The organism is Streptomyces sp. NPDC017520 (assembly GCF_044329855.1).
GTDB lineage: Bacteria > Actinomycetota > Actinomycetes > Streptomycetales > Streptomycetaceae > Streptomyces.
In genome coordinates this window covers 336,213-351,941 of sequence record NZ_JBIRKB010000007.1, presented here as the reverse complement: position 1 = coordinate 351,941, position 15,729 = coordinate 336,213, and the positions used below count along the sequence as shown (strand labels likewise).

The 15,729-nt window shown below is 71.2% G+C and carries 11 protein-coding genes; 5 read left to right on the top strand and 6 right to left on the bottom strand.

The window, feature by feature from the left end; genetic code table 11:
- Nucleotides 1-49: 49 nt before the first annotated feature.
- Nucleotides 50-1,204 (top strand): allantoicase, encoded by a 1,155-nt coding sequence (alc, locus tag ACH4KB_RS19605; RefSeq protein ID WP_398067138.1) that lies wholly within the window; start codon nt 50-52, stop codon nt 1,202-1,204.
- Nucleotides 1,205-1,299: 95 nt separating this feature from the next.
- Here alc and ACH4KB_RS19600 read toward each other — a convergent pair whose 3' ends face one another.
- Complete coding sequence (locus ACH4KB_RS19600; protein ID WP_398067137.1) at nt 1,300-1,833, bottom strand: hypothetical protein; 534 nt, start codon at nt 1,831-1,833, stop codon at nt 1,300-1,302.
- A gap of 325 nt (nt 1,834-2,158) precedes the next feature.
- Nucleotides 2,159-4,735 carry an aminopeptidase N gene (gene pepN, locus ACH4KB_RS19595; protein ID WP_398067136.1) on the bottom strand — a complete coding sequence of 859 codons (2,577 nt, stop codon included), beginning with the start codon at nt 4,733-4,735 and terminating at the stop codon, nt 2,159-2,161.
- 103 nt (nt 4,736-4,838) lie between these two features.
- Between pepN (ACH4KB_RS19595) and ACH4KB_RS19590 the strand changes: the two genes are divergently transcribed.
- Complete coding sequence (locus ACH4KB_RS19590) at nt 4,839-5,063, top strand: ribbon-helix-helix domain-containing protein (RefSeq protein ID WP_398067135.1); 225 nt, start codon at nt 4,839-4,841, stop codon at nt 5,061-5,063.
- A complete protein-coding gene (locus tag ACH4KB_RS19585) occupies nt 5,056-5,403 on the top strand; it encodes a type II toxin-antitoxin system PemK/MazF family toxin (RefSeq protein WP_398067134.1) in 348 nt (115 codons plus the stop codon). The genes ACH4KB_RS19590 and ACH4KB_RS19585 overlap by 8 nt, the downstream gene beginning before the upstream one ends.
- 80 nt (nt 5,404-5,483) lie before the next feature.
- Here the strand turns inward: ACH4KB_RS19585 and ACH4KB_RS19580 are convergent, their stop codons facing one another.
- The 4 genes from ACH4KB_RS19580 to pepN (ACH4KB_RS19565) form a co-directional block, all read right to left on the bottom strand.
- A complete protein-coding gene (locus ACH4KB_RS19580; protein WP_398067133.1) occupies nt 5,484-6,512 on the bottom strand; it encodes an aspartate-semialdehyde dehydrogenase in 1,029 nt (342 codons plus the stop codon).
- Between the two features lie 303 nt (nt 6,513-6,815).
- A complete protein-coding gene (locus ACH4KB_RS19575) occupies nt 6,816-10,124 on the bottom strand; it encodes a S8 family serine peptidase (RefSeq protein ID WP_398067132.1) in 3,309 nt (1,102 codons plus the stop codon).
- A 387-nt stretch (nt 10,125-10,511) separates the two neighbouring features.
- The gene (locus ACH4KB_RS19570; protein WP_398067131.1) at nt 10,512-11,576 is read right to left on the bottom strand and encodes a hypothetical protein; all 1,065 of its coding nucleotides are present in this window, start codon (nt 11,574-11,576) and stop codon (nt 10,512-10,514) included.
- 213 nt (nt 11,577-11,789) lie between these two features.
- The gene (gene pepN, locus ACH4KB_RS19565) at nt 11,790-14,393 is read right to left on the bottom strand and encodes an aminopeptidase N (RefSeq protein ID WP_398067130.1); all 2,604 of its coding nucleotides are present in this window, start codon (nt 14,391-14,393) and stop codon (nt 11,790-11,792) included.
- A 145-nt stretch (nt 14,394-14,538) separates the two neighbouring features.
- Here pepN (ACH4KB_RS19565) and ACH4KB_RS19560 point away from each other — a divergent pair, with 145 nt between their 5' ends.
- Both ACH4KB_RS19560 and ACH4KB_RS19555 read left to right on the top strand, forming a co-directional pair.
- Entirely contained in the window at nt 14,539-15,189 is a 651-nt protein-coding gene (locus ACH4KB_RS19560) for a DsbA family protein (RefSeq protein ID WP_398067129.1), read from the top strand.
- Nucleotides 15,190-15,374: 185 nt separating this feature from the next.
- Nucleotides 15,375-15,725, top strand: a complete 351-nt coding sequence (locus ACH4KB_RS19555; protein ID WP_398067128.1) for a VOC family protein — start codon at nt 15,375-15,377, stop codon at nt 15,723-15,725.
- The last annotated feature ends 4 nt before the right edge of the window (nt 15,726-15,729 follow it).

Sequence of the window (15,729 nt, the reverse complement as noted above, 5' to 3'; positions counted from 1 at the left end):
GAAAACTTTCGATGGACCTGATGGGTCAGGTGGCGTGAAGGTAGGAGCCATGACCTTCGACGCGAGCGAGACCACATTCCAGGACCACGACACCGACCCCCACGCCAATGACGCCGCGCCCTACGGCGGCGGCGACCCCTACGCCGACTACCGCGAAGCGGGAGACCTCCCCTTCACCGAGCTGGTCGACCTCGCCGACCGCCGCCTCGGCGCGGGCGTGATCGCCGCCAACGACGAGTTCTTCGCCGAGCGCGAGAACCTCCTGATCCGTGAGCGCGCCGTCTTCGACCCCGAGCACTTCGGGCACAAGGGCAAGATCATGGACGGCTGGGAGACCCGCCGCCGCAGGGGAGCGGACGCCGAAACCCCCTTCCCGGCCCCCGGGGACCACGACTGGGCCATCGTCCGCCTCGGCGCGCCCGGCATCATCCGCGGCCTGATCGTCGACACCGCCCACTTCCGCGGCAACTACCCGCAGCGCGTATCCGTCCAGGCCACCTCCGTCGAGGGAGCCCCGGGCCCCGAGCAGCTGCTCGCCGACGACGTGAAGTGGGAGGAGATCCTCCCGCCCACCCCCGTACGCGGCCACGCGGCCAACGCCTTCGAGATCACCGGCGGCCGCCGCTACACCCACCTGCGCCTCTGCCAGCACCCCGACGGCGGCATCGCCCGCCTCCGCGTGCACGGCGAGGTCGTCCCGGACCCGGCCTGGCTCGCCGCACTCGGCACCATCGACCTGATCTCGGTGCTCAACGGCGGTACGTACGAGGACGCCTCCGACCGCTTCTACTCCTCGCCCACCCAGATCATCCTGCCGGGCACCTCCCGCAAGATGGACGACGGCTGGGAGAACCGCCGCCGCCGGGTCCGCGACACCAACGACTGGGTCCGCTTCCGCCTCCCCGCCCAGGGCGCGGTCCGCGCGATCGAGATCGACACCGCCTACCTCAAGGGCAACTCGGCCGGCTGGATCGCCCTCCAGGGCCGCAACGGCGACACCGGCGACTGGTTCGAGATCGTCCCGCGCACCCGCCTCCAGCCCGACACCCTGCACCGCTTCGTGCTGCGCGCCCAGGCCGTCGTCACCCACGTCCGCCTCGACGCCTTCCCCGACGGCGGCGTGGCCCGGATGCGTCTGCACGGCACGCTCACGGAGTCCGGCGCGGCCGAGCTGACCCGCCGTTACGAGGAGTCGGGCGCGTAACCCCCGTACCCCTTCCGCGGCACCCCTGCTCCGCCCGGCGGACGGCTGCGCTCCTGCGCCCGTCCGCCGGGCGGCTTCCAACGGGTCCGGGCGGCTCAGGCGGCGTACGCGGAGAAGCGCAGCGTCTTCGCCAGCACCCGCCAGGTCCCCCAGGCGAACACCCGGTTCACCGTGTCGCAGAAGGGCTCGCCCGTGCAGTCGGTGGGCCGGTCCTGCCAGGCCCGGACCGTCAGGGAGTGGAAGCCGAGGGTCCGCGAGAAGGCGAAGCGGATGTGCATGCCCCGGCCCAACTGGTGCCCCGGCAGCGTGTTGATCTGGAAGAAGTCGTTCCCGATGTACTCCACCTCGACCGGATTGCCGCCCAGCAGTTCGCACCGCGCCCCCGCCCGGATCCGCCCCGCACAGCCGCCGCTGACCGGGAACAGCCAGAAGTGGTCGGTCAGCTGTTCCCTGACGTCGTCCGCGCCGGTGAACGGATGCAGCCCGAGGCTGTAGCCGTACGTGTAGAGGTCGTGGCAGCCCGCCGGACCCGCCCGGCAGTCCGGCCGGCCGGCCACCGGGGCGGCGGGGCCCGTCAGCAGACCGGCGCACAGCGCCAGCGCGACCGGCACGGCGGCGGAGCCGGGCATCCGAACCCTCCCGTGGCCTGCGGCCGAAGCTTCCTGCGACGACCCTTCGGACCGTAGGTCACGGGAGACCCCACCGCGCGCGGACGGCGGCCGAACGGGCCGCGCGCGGGTACGGGCCGACCTGCGGACGTTCGCACCCGATACCGCACTCCGCCGGGACCCCGGCCGAACAGGCCGTGGAGTGCGTCCGGACCGGTGAGGTCTGGCCGCTCGTCCTCACGCCGCGGCCGGAGTAGCGGGCCGCCGGCGCAACGGAAAGAGGCGCCCCCTCGGCCGCGGCGAATCCGCCGCGACGAAGAGGACGCCCCCAGGGCCGTACGCGCCGCTACGCGGTCGCCGCCGCCGCGTCCGCCGCCCGGGCCTTCAGCGCGCGCTCCACACCGGACCGCGACTCCGACATCAGCCGGCGCAGGGCCGCGCTCGGCTCGGCCGAGGCCAGCCAGGCGTCCGTGGCGTCCAGCGTCTCCTGGGAGACCTGGAGGGCCGGGTAGAGGCCCACCGCGATCTGCTGGGCCATCTCGTGGCTGCGCGAGTCCCAGACGTCCTTCGCCGCGGCGAAGAACTTCTCCGTGTACGGGGCCAGCAGCTCGCGCTGGTCCGTCTGGACGAAGCCGCTGATGACCGCCTCCTGGAGGGAGTTGGGCAGCTTGTCGGACTCCACGACCGAGGCCCACGCCTCGGCCTTGGCCTCCTCGGTGGGCCGGGCCGCCCGCGCGGAGGTCGCGTGGCGCTCGCCCGCCGCCGTCCTGTCGCGCTCGTACTCGGCGGCGATCTCCTCCTCGTCCAGCAGCCCGGTGGCCGCCAGCCGCTGCACGAACGCCCATCGCAGCTCGGTGTCGACGGCCAGACCCTCGATGATCTCCGTGCCGTCCAGCAGCGACCGGAGCAGGTCCAGCTGCTGCGGGTTGCGGGCCGTGGCCGCGAAGGCGCGGGCCCAGGCCAGCTGGTGGTCGCTGCCCGGCTCCGCCGCGTGCAGGTGCGCCAGCGTGGCGTCGGTCCACTGGATCAGCGCGCCCTCACGTGCCTCCGGCGCCGCGTACAGGTCGAGTGCCAGCTTCACCTGGCGGTGCAGCGACTGCACGACGCCGATGTCCGACTCCTTGCCGATGCCGGAGAGCACCAGGGCGAGGTAGTCGCGGGTCGCCAGCTCGCCGTCGCGCGTCATGTCCCAGGCCGAGGCCCAGCTCAGGGCGCGCGGCAGCGACTCGGTGAAGTCGCCCAGGTGCTCGGTGACGACCCGCAGCGACTCGGCGTCGAGGCGGACCTTCGCGTACGAGAGGTCGTCGTCGTTGAGCAGGACGACCGCCGGGCGGGCCTTGCCCACCAGGGCGGGCACGTCGGTCCGCTCGCCGTCGACGTCCAGCTCGATCCGGTCGGTGCGCACCAGCTTGCCGTCCGCGTCGAGGCCGTAGCAGCCGATGGCGATGCGGTGCGGGCGCAGCGTCGGCTCGCCCTTCGCGCCGGCGGGCAGCGCGGGGGCCTCCTGGAGCACGGTGAAGGAGGTGACGCGGCCGTCGGCGTCGGTCTCGATCTCCGGGCGCAGGATGTTGATGCCCGCCGTCTCCAGCCACGCCTTCGACCACGTCTTCAGGTCGCGGCCGGAGGTCTTCTCCAGGGCGCCCAGCAGGTCGGAGAGGCGGGTGTTGCCGAAGGCGTGCGCCTTGAAGTACGCCTGGACGCCCTGGAAGAACGCGTCCTTGCCGACGTACGCCACGAGCTGCTTGAGCACGGACGCGCCCTTGGCGTACGTGATCCCGTCGAAGTTGACGAGGACGTCGTCCAGGTCCTGGATGTCCGCCATGATCGGGTGCGTGGAGGGCAGCTGGTCCTGCCGGTACGCCCAGGTCTTCATGGAGTTGGCGAACGTGGTCCAGGAGTGCGGCCACTTCGAGCCCGCCGCGTCCGCCTGGCAGGCGATCGAGGTGTAGGTGGCGAACGACTCGTTCAGCCAGAGGTCGTTCCACCACTCCATCGTCACGAGGTCGCCGAACCACATGTGGGCCAGCTCGTGCAGGATGGTCTCGGCCCGCACCTCGTACGCCGCGTCCGTCACCTTGGAGCGGAAGACGTACTGGTCGCGGATGGTGACCGCGCCCGCGTTCTCCATCGCGCCCGCGTTGAACTCGGGGACGAAGAGCTGGTCGTACTTGGCGAACGGGTACGCGTAGTCGAACTTCTCCTGGAACCACTCGAAGCCCTGCCGGGTGACGGCGAAGATGTCCTCCGCGTCCAGGTACTCCGCGAGGGAGGGACGGCAGTAGATGCCGAGCGGGACGGACTGGCCGTCCTTCTCGTAGCTGCTGTGCACCGCGTGGTACGGGCCCACGATGAGGGCCGTGATGTACGTGGAGATGCGCGGCGTCGGCTCGAAGGTCCAGACGTCGCCCGCAGGCTCCGGCGTCGGGGAGTTCGAGATGACCGTCCAGCCGGACGGGGCCTTCACGGTGAACGCGAAGGTCGCCTTCAGGTCGGGCTGCTCGAACGAGGCGAAGACGCGGCGCGCGTCCGGAACCTCGAACTGCGTGTACAGATAGGCCTGCTCGTCGACCGGGTCGACGAACCGGTGCAGGCCCTCACCGGTGTTGGTGTACGAGCAGTCGGCGACGACCTTCAGCTCGTTGGCCCCCTCCCGCAGATGCGGCAGGGCGATCCGCGCGTCGCGGAACACGGCGGCCACGTCCAGGTCCTTGCCGTTCAGCACCACGTCGTGGACGGCAGGGGCGACCAGGTCGATGAACGACTCCGCACCCGCCTCCGCGCAGTCGAAGCGCACGGTGGTCACGGACCGGTAGGTGCCGCCCTCCTGCGCTCCGGAGAGGTCGAGATCGATCTCGTACGCGTCCACGGTCAGCAGGCGCGCCCGCTCCTGTGCCTCTTCGCGGGTCAGATTCGTGCCAGGCACGCGGTCATCTCCTTCGATGGTGACGTTTCGGATCATCCTTCCATGTCCGGCCCGGCCCGACGATGGGTAGCGCCCTTGTTCCTACTCGGGTAGCATCGTTGGTATGAAGATTAGCGTGAGTCTGCCGCAGGAGGACGTCGCCTTCGTCGACGAGTACGCGACGAAGACCGACGCGGATTCCCGGTCCGCCGTCATACACGCCGCCATCGAGCTGTTGCGTACCGCAGGTCTGGAAGCCGAGTACACAGAGGCGTTCCAGGAGTGGGACGCGAGCGAGGACGCCGCTCTCTGGGACCGCACCGTGGCCGATGGGCTCACCGATGCGTAGGGGCGACATCCACCTCGTGGACCTGGAACCTGCGCGGGGGAGCGAAGCCAACAAGGTACGCCCTGCGGTGATCGTCTCCAACAACGCCGCCAACCGGTCGGTCGAGCTGACCGGCAGGGGCGTCGTCGCCGTGGTGCCCCTGACCTCGAACACCTCAAGGGTCCTCAGCTTCCAGGTGCTTCTCGCAGCGAAAGAGAGCCACCTTCCGCAGAACTCCAAGGTTCAGTGCGAACAGATCCGGGCCGTCTCCCCCGATCGGGTACTGAAGCGAATCGGTGAGGTCCCCCGCCAGCGCATGGCCGAGATCGACCAGGCCCTCCGCCGCCATCTCGCGCTCTGACCCCGCACACACGAAGGGGCGGCCACCGGTGCACTGCCGGTGGCCGCCCCTTCCCGTGCGTGTACGTGTGACGCCGCGCGTCAGCCCTTCAGCTCGGCCGCCACCAGCTCCGCGATCTGCACGGCGTTCAGCGCCGCGCCCTTGCGGAGGTTGTCGTTGGAGACGAACAGCGCGAGGCCGTTGTCCACCGTCTCGTCGACCCGGATACGGCCCACGAAGGAGGCGTCCTTGCCGGCCGCCTGGAGCGGGGTCGGGATCTCCGAGAGCTCGACGCCCTCGGCGTCCTTCAGCAGCTCCACGGCGCGCTCGACGCCGATCGGGCGGGCGAAGCGGGCGTTGATCTGGAGCGAGTGGCCGGAGAAGACCGGGACCCGGACGCAGGTGCCGGACACCTTCAGCTCCGGGATCTCCAGGATCTTGCGGGACTCGTTGCGGAGCTTCTGCTCCTCGTCCGTCTCGAACGAGCCGTCGTCCACGATCGAGCCCGCCAGCGGCAGCACGTTGAAGGCGATCGGGCGCTTGTAGACGGCCGGCTCGGGGAAGTCCACGGCCTCGCCGTCGTGAGCCAGCTTCTCGGCCTCGGCGACGACCTTGAGCGCCTGGCCGTGCAGCTCGGCGACCCCGGCGACCCCGGAGCCGGACACGGCCTGGTAGGAGGCGACGGTCAGCGCTTCGAGACCGGCCTCGTCGTGCAGCGGGCGCAGCACGGGCATCGCGGCCATCGTCGTGCAGTTCGGGTTGGCGATGATCCCCTTCGGGCGGACGCGGGCCGCGTGCGGGTTCACCTCGGAGACGACGAGGGGGACCTCGGGGTCCTTGCGCCAGGCGGAGGAGTTGTCGATCACCACGGCGCCCTGGGCGGCGACCTTCTCGGCCAGCGCCTTCGAGGTCGCGCCGCCGGCGGAGAACAGCACGATGTCCAGGCCCGTGTAGTCGGCCGCGGAGGCGTCCTCGACGGTGATGCCGGAGCCCTTGAAGTCGATCGTGGAGCCCGCGGACCGGGCCGAGGCGAACAGCCGCAGCTCGTCGACCGGGAAGTCCCGCTCGGCCAGGATCCTGAGCATGACTGTGCCGACCTGACCGGTGGCGCCGACGATTCCGACCTTCACGAGGACTCCTCTGTTCTGCACGTCCGGCGGCTGCCCGCCCGTGCGGCTGTGCGGCCCGTTTGCCGCTCCATGATGCGTATGTCCTGGCCCGCCTTGTCCAATCCATTGTCCGACCTGCGGACTCTTCGCGCGAGGACCGCAGATTCCGCAACGTCCGTGCGTACGGGGGAAACATCTGCGGCGGGCGGTCGGAGGGTGTGACGAGGAACACGCGCAGCGGGGCGGGTGCTCGTGAGAGCGCCCGCCCCGCCGCGCGTGCCGATGGGGTCCGTCAGGGCCCCGTGGGACCCGTCGCCGGATCCGTTACGGCGTGACCTTCTCGATCACGACGCTGCCGGTGCCCGCGGCGGTGCCGCGCTTGTTGACCAGCTTGACCTCGCCGAAGAACTGACGGCCCTCGGGGGCCGCTCCGGCGACCACGACCTCGGCGCCGACCTGGGCCGAAGCGCCGTTGGCCAGGTTCACCGCCTTGGTGGAGTCGACCTTGATCGTGCCGAGCGACGCCGAGTAGTAGACGTCGCGGTAGTCGTACGTGGTGGTCCCGGACGGGACCGAGTAGCCGTCGACGACGACCGTGTACGTGCCCGCGGCGGGCTTCACCAGGCTGACCGCCTCCTCGGAACCGGCGCTGGTCGCGCTGCCGACCTGCGTGGCGCCCCGGAAGACGTACAGGTCGAGGTCGGCGTTGGCGTCCGACGTGCCGCCGATGGCGATGTCGAGCTTCTCGACACCCGCGCCGATGGTGACCGTGGTCTCACGGGTCTGGCCCGTCGAGAGCGACGGCTTGTCCACCTTGGCCGAGCCCAGCGAACCGCCCTGGAGCGTGCCCTGGAGGTCGGCGGCGCCGTTGGTGACCGTCCAGTCCACCGCGGCCGGAGTGCCGATCTTCGCCTCGGCGATGGTCTGCACCGCCGGGTCGAAGGTCGCGCCGAGCAGCGAGACGTCCAGCTTGTACGGGTTGTCCAGCAGCGGCGACGTACGACGCGCCTCGACCTCGATCTCCCACACGCCGGGCTGCGGGTCCTTGTAGGAACGCGCGTCCGGGCGGCAGGTGTTGGCCGGGTTCTCGTAGTTCGGGTAGCAGTTGACCGTGGAGGTCGGGTCGACCGGCGTCCCGTATGGGTGCAGGGAGATGAACCGGGTCTGGCTGCCCGAGCGCAGGGCGCTGAGGGCGACCTCAAGGGTCTTCGCGCCCTCGGGCACGTTGACGAAGTACGACGTGGTGCCGTTGCGCTGGACCGAGCCGGACGCCTTGTAGGCGTAACCGGGCTGCTGGAGCTCGTGGGCGACGACGACCGTGGTCATGATCTGGTGGTCCACGCCGGAGGTCTTCTTGTCGTCGACCCGCAGGATGGCGCTGTGGACGCCGGCGGACTTCGCCTTCGCCTTGACCTTGAGCTTGACCGGCGTGTCGAGCGGCAGCGAGACGTACTGGGGGCTGCTGAGCTTGAAGGTCCCGTCGTTGTTCTTCCAGGACAGCTTGTGCTGGACGTTGCGGTCCGGGCCCGTGGTGCGGGTGACGACGACGTCGTAGACCTTGGTCTCGCCGGTCTTCAGGCCGCCCTCGCGGTCGTAGAGGCCGGTGCCGAAGCCCGGGTCCTTGAGCGCGAAGTCGATCGCGGTGTCGACCGGGGCCTTCACCGAGAACTCGTGGGCGGGCTTGCCCTGCTTGGCGATCTGCTTCCACGCCTTGACGATGTTGATCAGACCGGAGCCCTGGACGTGCGCGGGCACGTCCTTGATGTAGCCCGCGGTGCTGGTCAGCGCCGAGCGCAGGTCGGCCGGGGGAAGCTCGATGTTCTTCTGCTTCGCGGCCGACAGCAGCAGCGCGGCGGCGCCCGCCGCCTGCGGGGAGGCCATCGAGGTGCCCTGGAGCATGGAGTAGCCGGCCGGCAGGTCGTAACCCGCCTCCTTGACCGGACCGCCCGGCGCCCAGGTCTGGGTGGTGTTGATGGACGCGCCCGGCGCCGAGATGATCGGCGCGAAGCCACCGTCCTCACGCGGACCGCGCGAGGAGAACGGCAGCATGTCGTACTTCTTGGTGACGTTGGAGCCGTAGTTGGCCGCCCACGTCTCCTTGGAGATCGACGCGCCGACCGAGATCACGTGGTCGGCCAGCGACGGGTCACCGATGGTGTTGAGGCCCGGGCCGCTGTTGCCGGCCGAGATGACCAGCTGGACGCCGTAGATGTCGACGAGTCGCTTGTACAGCTCGGCGCGCGCGTTGTTGCCGTCGTTCAGCGGCGGCAGGCCGCCGATCGACATGTTGACGATGTCGACGCCGCGGTTGACGACGAGGTCGATCATGCCCTCGGTCAGCGCGATGTTGGTGCAGCCGCCTGACCAGGTGCAGGCACGCGAGGAGACGATCTTGGCGCCGGGGGCGGCGCCGTTCATCTCGCCGCCGAACAGCCCGTTGGCCGCGGTGATGCCCGCGACGTGGGTGCCGTGCGACCCCTCGATGACGCCGATGTTGACGAAGTCGGCCTTCGCGCCGGAGGCGTTGAGGACGACGTTCTTACGGGTCTCGACGACGAACGGGATGCGCTCGACGACCTGGGTGCGCGGGTCGTCCTCACCGAAGTAGGAGACCTGGAACTTCTCCTTGTACGGCTTGAGGACCTTGTCGTCGGAGAAGTCCGCGTTGTTGTTCAGGTCCACCCGGGTGGTGCCGGTGACCGGGTCGTACAGCACGCCCCAGACGTCGGTGGTGTCACCGTCGCGGTTGAGGTCGCCCGCCATCTCGCCGCCGGTGGTGGCCGCCTCGGCGAACGTGGCGAACTTGTAGCTGCCCGCCGGCGCCGAGTAGGTCTTCCCGCCGGACGTGAACGTCGGGCCGGCCACCGACTGGGTCATCCGCAGCCAGGTGCCGTCGCCGTCGCTCACCGGGTCGGTCGCGGTCACCCAGTCGACGATCTTGCGCTCGCCGGTGGTGGTCTTCTTCAGGGCCGGGTGACCGAGGTCGACGCCGGAGTCCAGGACACCGATGGTGATCCCGCGGCCGTCGGCCGTCGGGTGCTTCTCGACGAAGTCGACCGCGCCCGTCTCGAACGACGGGTTGTACGGGTTCTTCGCCGGGGTCTTCTTGCCCGGCGCCGCGTAACTGCCCGTGGCCCTCGGCTGCTTCGCTCCGGCGGCCCGGTCGCCCTTGGGCGTCGGGTCGTCCAGCTTGATCTCCTGCTTGAGATCGATGCCGAGGACGGAGGAGAGCTTGGAGGCCGCCTTGATGGTGGACTCGGCGCGGCCGGTCGGGACCGTCGCCCGGACGTAGCCGAGCTTGTCGTAGGTCTGGCCGAGCACGGAGCCCTCGACGGCGTCCAGCTGCTTGCTGACCTGCTCGGTCGCCCCCGGGGTGGTGGCGACCATCATGGTGACGCTCTTCTCGCCCTTGGCCTCGGCCTTCGCCAGGACATCGGCGTCGGCCTTGCCGAGCTTGTCGCCCCGGTCGCTCGTGGCGGCCGGTTTGACGGGCGCCGGCGCCGGGTCCTCGGCGGCGAACGCCGGAGCGGCGCCGGAGGCGGCCAGTGCGGCCGCCAGTCCGGCCGCGGCCGCGATACGAGCGGCGCGTCTCGCCCCGGGTATGGAACTGGGGGATTCCTTGGTCATCTGCATCCCTGTTATTGAAAGAGAGAGTCCGGAATGCGGTACCGGATGACCGCTTACCCTGTCGTAAATGACAGGGGTTTGTGGAGAGTTGACGGAGGTGAGTTTGGGGCATGGCATAGATCCGCCACGGGGCGCGATGTGCCACGGGGGATGAATGAGGCCAAACGGTGCGCCCGTGACGCCTGGCGACGCGGGTGGCGGCCGCCGTGGTCCGGACCAGACGCCTCCGTGGCCGGGACAGGGTGCGTCGGTGGCCGAGGCGGGACGGGTCCGTGGCCGACGGCGGGCGGGTCGGTGGCCGGGAACAGCCGTGGGCCCGGGGCCGGGGGCGGCGCGCCCCGGACCGGCCGTGGCGCGTGCGGGGGCGGCGCGCCCCGACCGGCCGCGCCCCTCTCAGCGCGGCAGCACCATCACGTACGCCGCCGGCTCCCGGTCCGCCGCCGCCATCAGCGCCGTCCGCACCACCGTCGCCTGCTGGTCCGCCGCCTCGCGCAGCCTCCTCGGTGCGACGTGGACGACCGTGACCCCGAGCCGTTCCAGCCGCTCCCGCTTCGCGGCGTACGCGGACCACTGCGGGTCCGCCTCCGCCCGGCCCCTCCGCCCCGGCACGCCGTACCGGGGCGCCCGGGCGTCCAGCTCCACCGCCACGGCCTGCTCGGGCCAGTAGGCGTCGACCCCGCCGAGCCGGGGCCCGCCCGGCAGCCGCAGCTCCACGTTCCACAGCGGCTCCGGCAGGCCGTGCTCGCGCACCATCGCGTACAGCCGCGCCTCCGCCACCGCCCGCCCCTCGGCCAGCAGCGCATCGACCGCGCCCACCACGGCGGGCCGCCCCAGCAGCTTCGCCTCGCTCAACTCCCGTACCACGGAAGCCGGCTCGCAGTGCCCGTCGCGTACCGCCTCGGTCAGCAGCCGCCGGACGACGGCCGCGTCGGCCGTGCCCGCCACCGCGTCCGCCAGGGCCCGCTGCACCGGGGCGACGGGCACCTCGCCCACCCGCACCGGGTTCGGCATCGAGGCGGTCCGCAACACCTCCACGAACCGGGTGGACCGCAGCCGCCGGGTGCGCGGGACCAGCACGTCGATCCGGTGCAGCGCCTCCACGTCCCCGGCCGCGGCGAAGCCGTGCAGCGCGAGCGCGGCCACCCCGGTGAGCATCGACTCGCCGTACCCCGTGTCCGCGGGGTCCGCCGGAGCGCGGCGTGCGGAGGCCGGCGGACGCCCCGCGTAGAGCAGCGCCCCGCGCAGCCGCTCCCGGCCGGTGGGCGGGCCCGGGTGCAGCAGGTAGACCCCCGGCAGCAGGTGCTGCCAGGGCCCGCCGGGCAGGCACTGGGCGGACGTCTGCGCTGCGGACACCCCCAGCGCCCTCAACTGGGCGGCGGACAGGACACGGTGCGTGACGTCCTCGGGGTGGAGGGGGAGGCCGGGGAGACGGGGGGAGAGCGGGGCATTCTGGGTCATGTCCCGGGGTTTCCCGCCCGTGGAGGGCTCCCTAACCCCTGTTACACGCCCGTCGACAATCCCGGACAACGCCGCCCTGAAGTACGGACGTTCGACAACCGAAAAGGGCCGTCGCGCCGGGAATCGGGGGAGGGGCGACTCGGCCGGGTGTACGAGCGCGGCTTTCACGCCGCACGCACGCCCCGCCCGAGCGCCCCCTCATCCGGTACCTGCTCAGGCGGCGGCCCGGTCGCACTCCTGGCCGCGCAGCGCCCGCGCGAGATCGTCCCGGGCCTCCAGCACCAGCCGCCGCAGCGCCGGGGCGGCGTCCTCGTGCTCACCCAGCCAGGCGTCGGTCGCCGCGAGGGTCGCGGGGCTGTCCTGAAGGCCGGGGAACATCCCCCGCACCACGTGCATGCCGATCTGGATCGACCGCTCCGCCCAGATCCGCTCGATCACCTCGAAGTAGCGGTTCGCGTACGGGGCGAGCAACTCCCGCTGGGAGGGCTGCCCGAAGCCGGTGATCGTCGCCTCCACCAGCGCGTTGGACAGCTTGTCCGACTCCACGACCGCCGCCCACGCCTGCGCCTTGACCGCCTCCGAGGGGCGCGAGGCCAGGCACCGTACGTGGTGGCGCTTGCCGGAGGCCGTGTCGTCGCGGGCCAGCTCGGCGTCGATCGCCGCCTCGTTCGCCACCCCGTGCGAGGCCAGCGGGGAGAGGAAGGACCAGCGCAGCTCCTGGTCGACGTCGAGACCGTCGAGCCGGGCCGTGCCCTCCAGCAGCTCGCCCAGCAGCCGGAAGTCCTCCTCGGACGAGGCGACCGCCGCGAAGAAGCGGGCCCAGGTCAGCTGGTGCTGGCTGCCCGGCTCGGCGGTCCGCAGCTCGCGCAGCGCGCCGTCGGCCAGCGCCCGGCCGCCCTCCTCGCGCCAGTCGGGGGCCGCGTAGTTGACCAGCGCGGACTGCGCCCAGGCGTGCAGCATCTGGAGGACGCCGATGTCGCTCTCCCGCCCGGCGTGCGCCAGCACCAGCGCGACGAAGTCGCGGGCCGGCATCAACGCGTCCCGGGTGAGGTTCCACAGGGCCGACCAGCACAGGGCACGGGCCAGCGGGTCCGTGATCGCGCCGAGGTGGTCGCGCAGCGTGGCCAGCGATCCCTCGTCGAAGCGGACCTTGCAGTAGGTGAGGTCGTCGTCGTTGACCAGGATCAGATCGGGCCGCTCGGAGCCGGCCAGGGCCTCCACCACGCTCCGCTCACCGGCCACGTCCACCTCGGCGCGCGCGTAACGCGTCAGCTCGCCCTCCGGCGTACGCCGGTACAGGCCGACCGCGACGCGGTGCGGGCGCAGCTCCGGGTGCGAGGCGGCGGCCTCCTGGACGACGGCCAGCTCGGTCAGGATCCCGTCCGCGTCGTACGTCGGCACGGGGGTGAGCACGTTGACGCCCGCCGTCTGGAGCCACGAGCGGGACCAGGCCGTCATGTCGCGGCCGGACGTCTCGGCCAGCACCGACAGCAGGTCGCCCAGGCGCGTGTTGCCGTAGGCGTGGCTCTTGAAGTAGCGCCGGGCGCCTTCGAGGAACGCGTCGCGCCCCACGTACGCCACCAGCTGCTTGAGCACGGACGCGCCCTTGGCGTACGTGATCCCGTCGAAGTTCAGCTTGGCGTCCTCCAGGTCACGGATGTCCGCCGTGATGGGGTGCGTGGAGGGCAGCTGGTCGGCGCGGTAGGCCCACGCCTTGCGGTTGTTGGCGAAGGTGACCCAGCCGTTGGTGAAGCGGGTCGCCTCGACCATCGAGAAGGAGCCCATGAAGTCCGCGAAGGACTCCTTCAGCCACAGGTCGTCCCACCACTCCATGGTGACCAGGTCGCCGAACCACATGTGCGCCATCTCGTGCAGGATGACGTTGGCACGCCGCTCGTAGGCGGCCGAGGTGACCTTGCCGCGGTAGATGTACTCCTCGCGGAAGGTGACCATGCCCGGGTTCTCCATGGCCCCGAGGTTGTACTCGGGCACGAACGCCTGGTCGTACTTCCCGAAGGGGTACGGGTAGTCGAAGTGGTCGTGGAAGAAGTCCAGACCCTGCTTGGTGATCAGGAAGACGTCGTCCGCGTCGAAGTGCTTCGCGAGCCCCTTGCGGCACATCGCGCCGAGCGGGATTTCCAGCGTGGTGCCGTCGTCGAACGTACGGCTGTAGTGATCGCTGACGTAGTGGTAGGGGCCGGCGACGACGGCCGTGATGTACGTGGAGATCGGTTTCGTCTCGGCGAAGGTCCACACCCCGTCCTTCCGCGACTCCTCGGCCCCGTTGGACCAGACCCGCCAGTCGGCGGGGGCGGCCACCCGGAAGCGGTAGGGGGCCTTGAGGTCGGGCTGTTCGAAGTTGGCGAAGACCCGGCGGGCGTCGGCCGGCTCGTACTGCGTGTAGAGGTAGACCTCACCGTCCTCCGGGTCGACGAAGCGGTGCATGCCCTCGCCGGTCCTGCTGTACGCGCAGCGGGCGTCGACCACGAGGACGTTCTCGCCCTCGACGAGCCCGTCCAGCGCCACCCGCGTCCCGTCGAACACGACGGCCGGGTCGAGGGCCGTCCCGTTCAGCGTCACCGCGTCCACAGCCGGGGCCACCAGGTCGGCGAAGGTCGAGGCGCCCGCACGGGCGGAGCGGAACCGGATCGTGGTGAGCGACCGGAACGTCCGCGGACCGGACTCCCCGTCGCCCCCGTCGGCCCCCTCGGGCTCGCCGACGGCGGACCGCAGGTCGAGCTCGACCTCGTATCCGTCGACGGTCAGCAGCTCGGCCCTCTTCTGGGCCTCGTCGCGGGACAGGTTTTCACCGGGCACGGGCACTCCTTCGTGACGCGCGTCATGTGTCGTGTTCGAACCCATTGATCCTTGCACGCGTCTCCGCGGGGCCGCATACAGGGAATGGCTGCCCGTCCGGAGACGTTCTCCCCCGCAGATGTCACACGCCCTGCTGAGGAGAGACATGTCCGAGAACACCCCGGCCAACGGCAAGACCCCGGTCGACTTCTGGTTCGACCCCCTCTGCCCCTGGGCGTGGATGACCTCGCGCTGGATGCTGGAAGTGGAGAAGGTCCGCGACGTGGAGGTCCGCTGGCACGTGATGAGCCTGGCCGTCCTGAACGAGGACAAGCTGGACGAGCTGCCCGAGGAGTACCGCGACATGCTGGAGAACAAGGCCTGGGGCCCGGTCCGGGTCGTCGTCGCCGCCCGGCAGCTCCACGGCGACGCGGTCGTCGGCCCCCTCTACACCGCACTCGGCACCCGCTTCCACAACAACGGCGAGGGCCCCACCCGCGAGGCGGTGGCCGCCGCGCTGAAGGACGTCGGCCTGCCCGCCGACCTCGCGGACTACGCCGACTCCGACCGGTACGACACCGAGCTGCGCGCCTCCCACAAGGAGGGCATCGACAAGGTCGGCCAGGAGGTCGGCACCCCGGTCATCGCCGTCCCCGGCGCGGACGGCGAGCAGACCGCCTTCTTCGGCCCGGTCGTCACCCCCGCCCCCAAGGGCGAGGAGGCGGCGAAGCTCTGGGACGGCACACTGCTGGTCGCTTCCATCCCGGGCTTCTACGAGATCAAGCGGACCCGGACGCAGGGCCCGATCTTCGACTGACGTCGGCCGAGTCCGTGGCCGCGCGTGAGCGCGCAGGTCCGTGACATGGGTACCCGCGCACGTCCATGCTCGCGCGCATCCGCGCACAGGATCCTGGGCTTCTGGCCTGCGGGGGGCCGACGACGGGCCGGGGGCCGGGGCGGGCTTCCGGCCCGTTGTCAGTGGTGCGTCGTACGGTGAGAGGCATGCGCATCTCACCGGAAATGATCACGATCGACTGCGCCGACCCCCAGGCCCTGGCCGCCTGGTGGGCCGAGGCGCTGGGCGTCGAGGAGACGCCGCAGGACTACGACGCGTTCGTCGTCCTCGCGGCGACCCCGCTGGTCCTCGGCTTCCAGCGGGTGCCCGAGCCCAAGGCCGCCAAGAACCGGGTCCACGTCGACTTCTCCTCGCCCGACCGCCCGGCCGACGTGGAGCGCCTGGCGAAGCTGGGCGCGACCGTCGTCGGCGAGCAGTCGATGCAAGGGATGACCTGGACCGTCCTCAGGGATCCGGAGGGCAACGAGTTCTGCCTCTCCGACGCCGGAAGCCACTGACGCG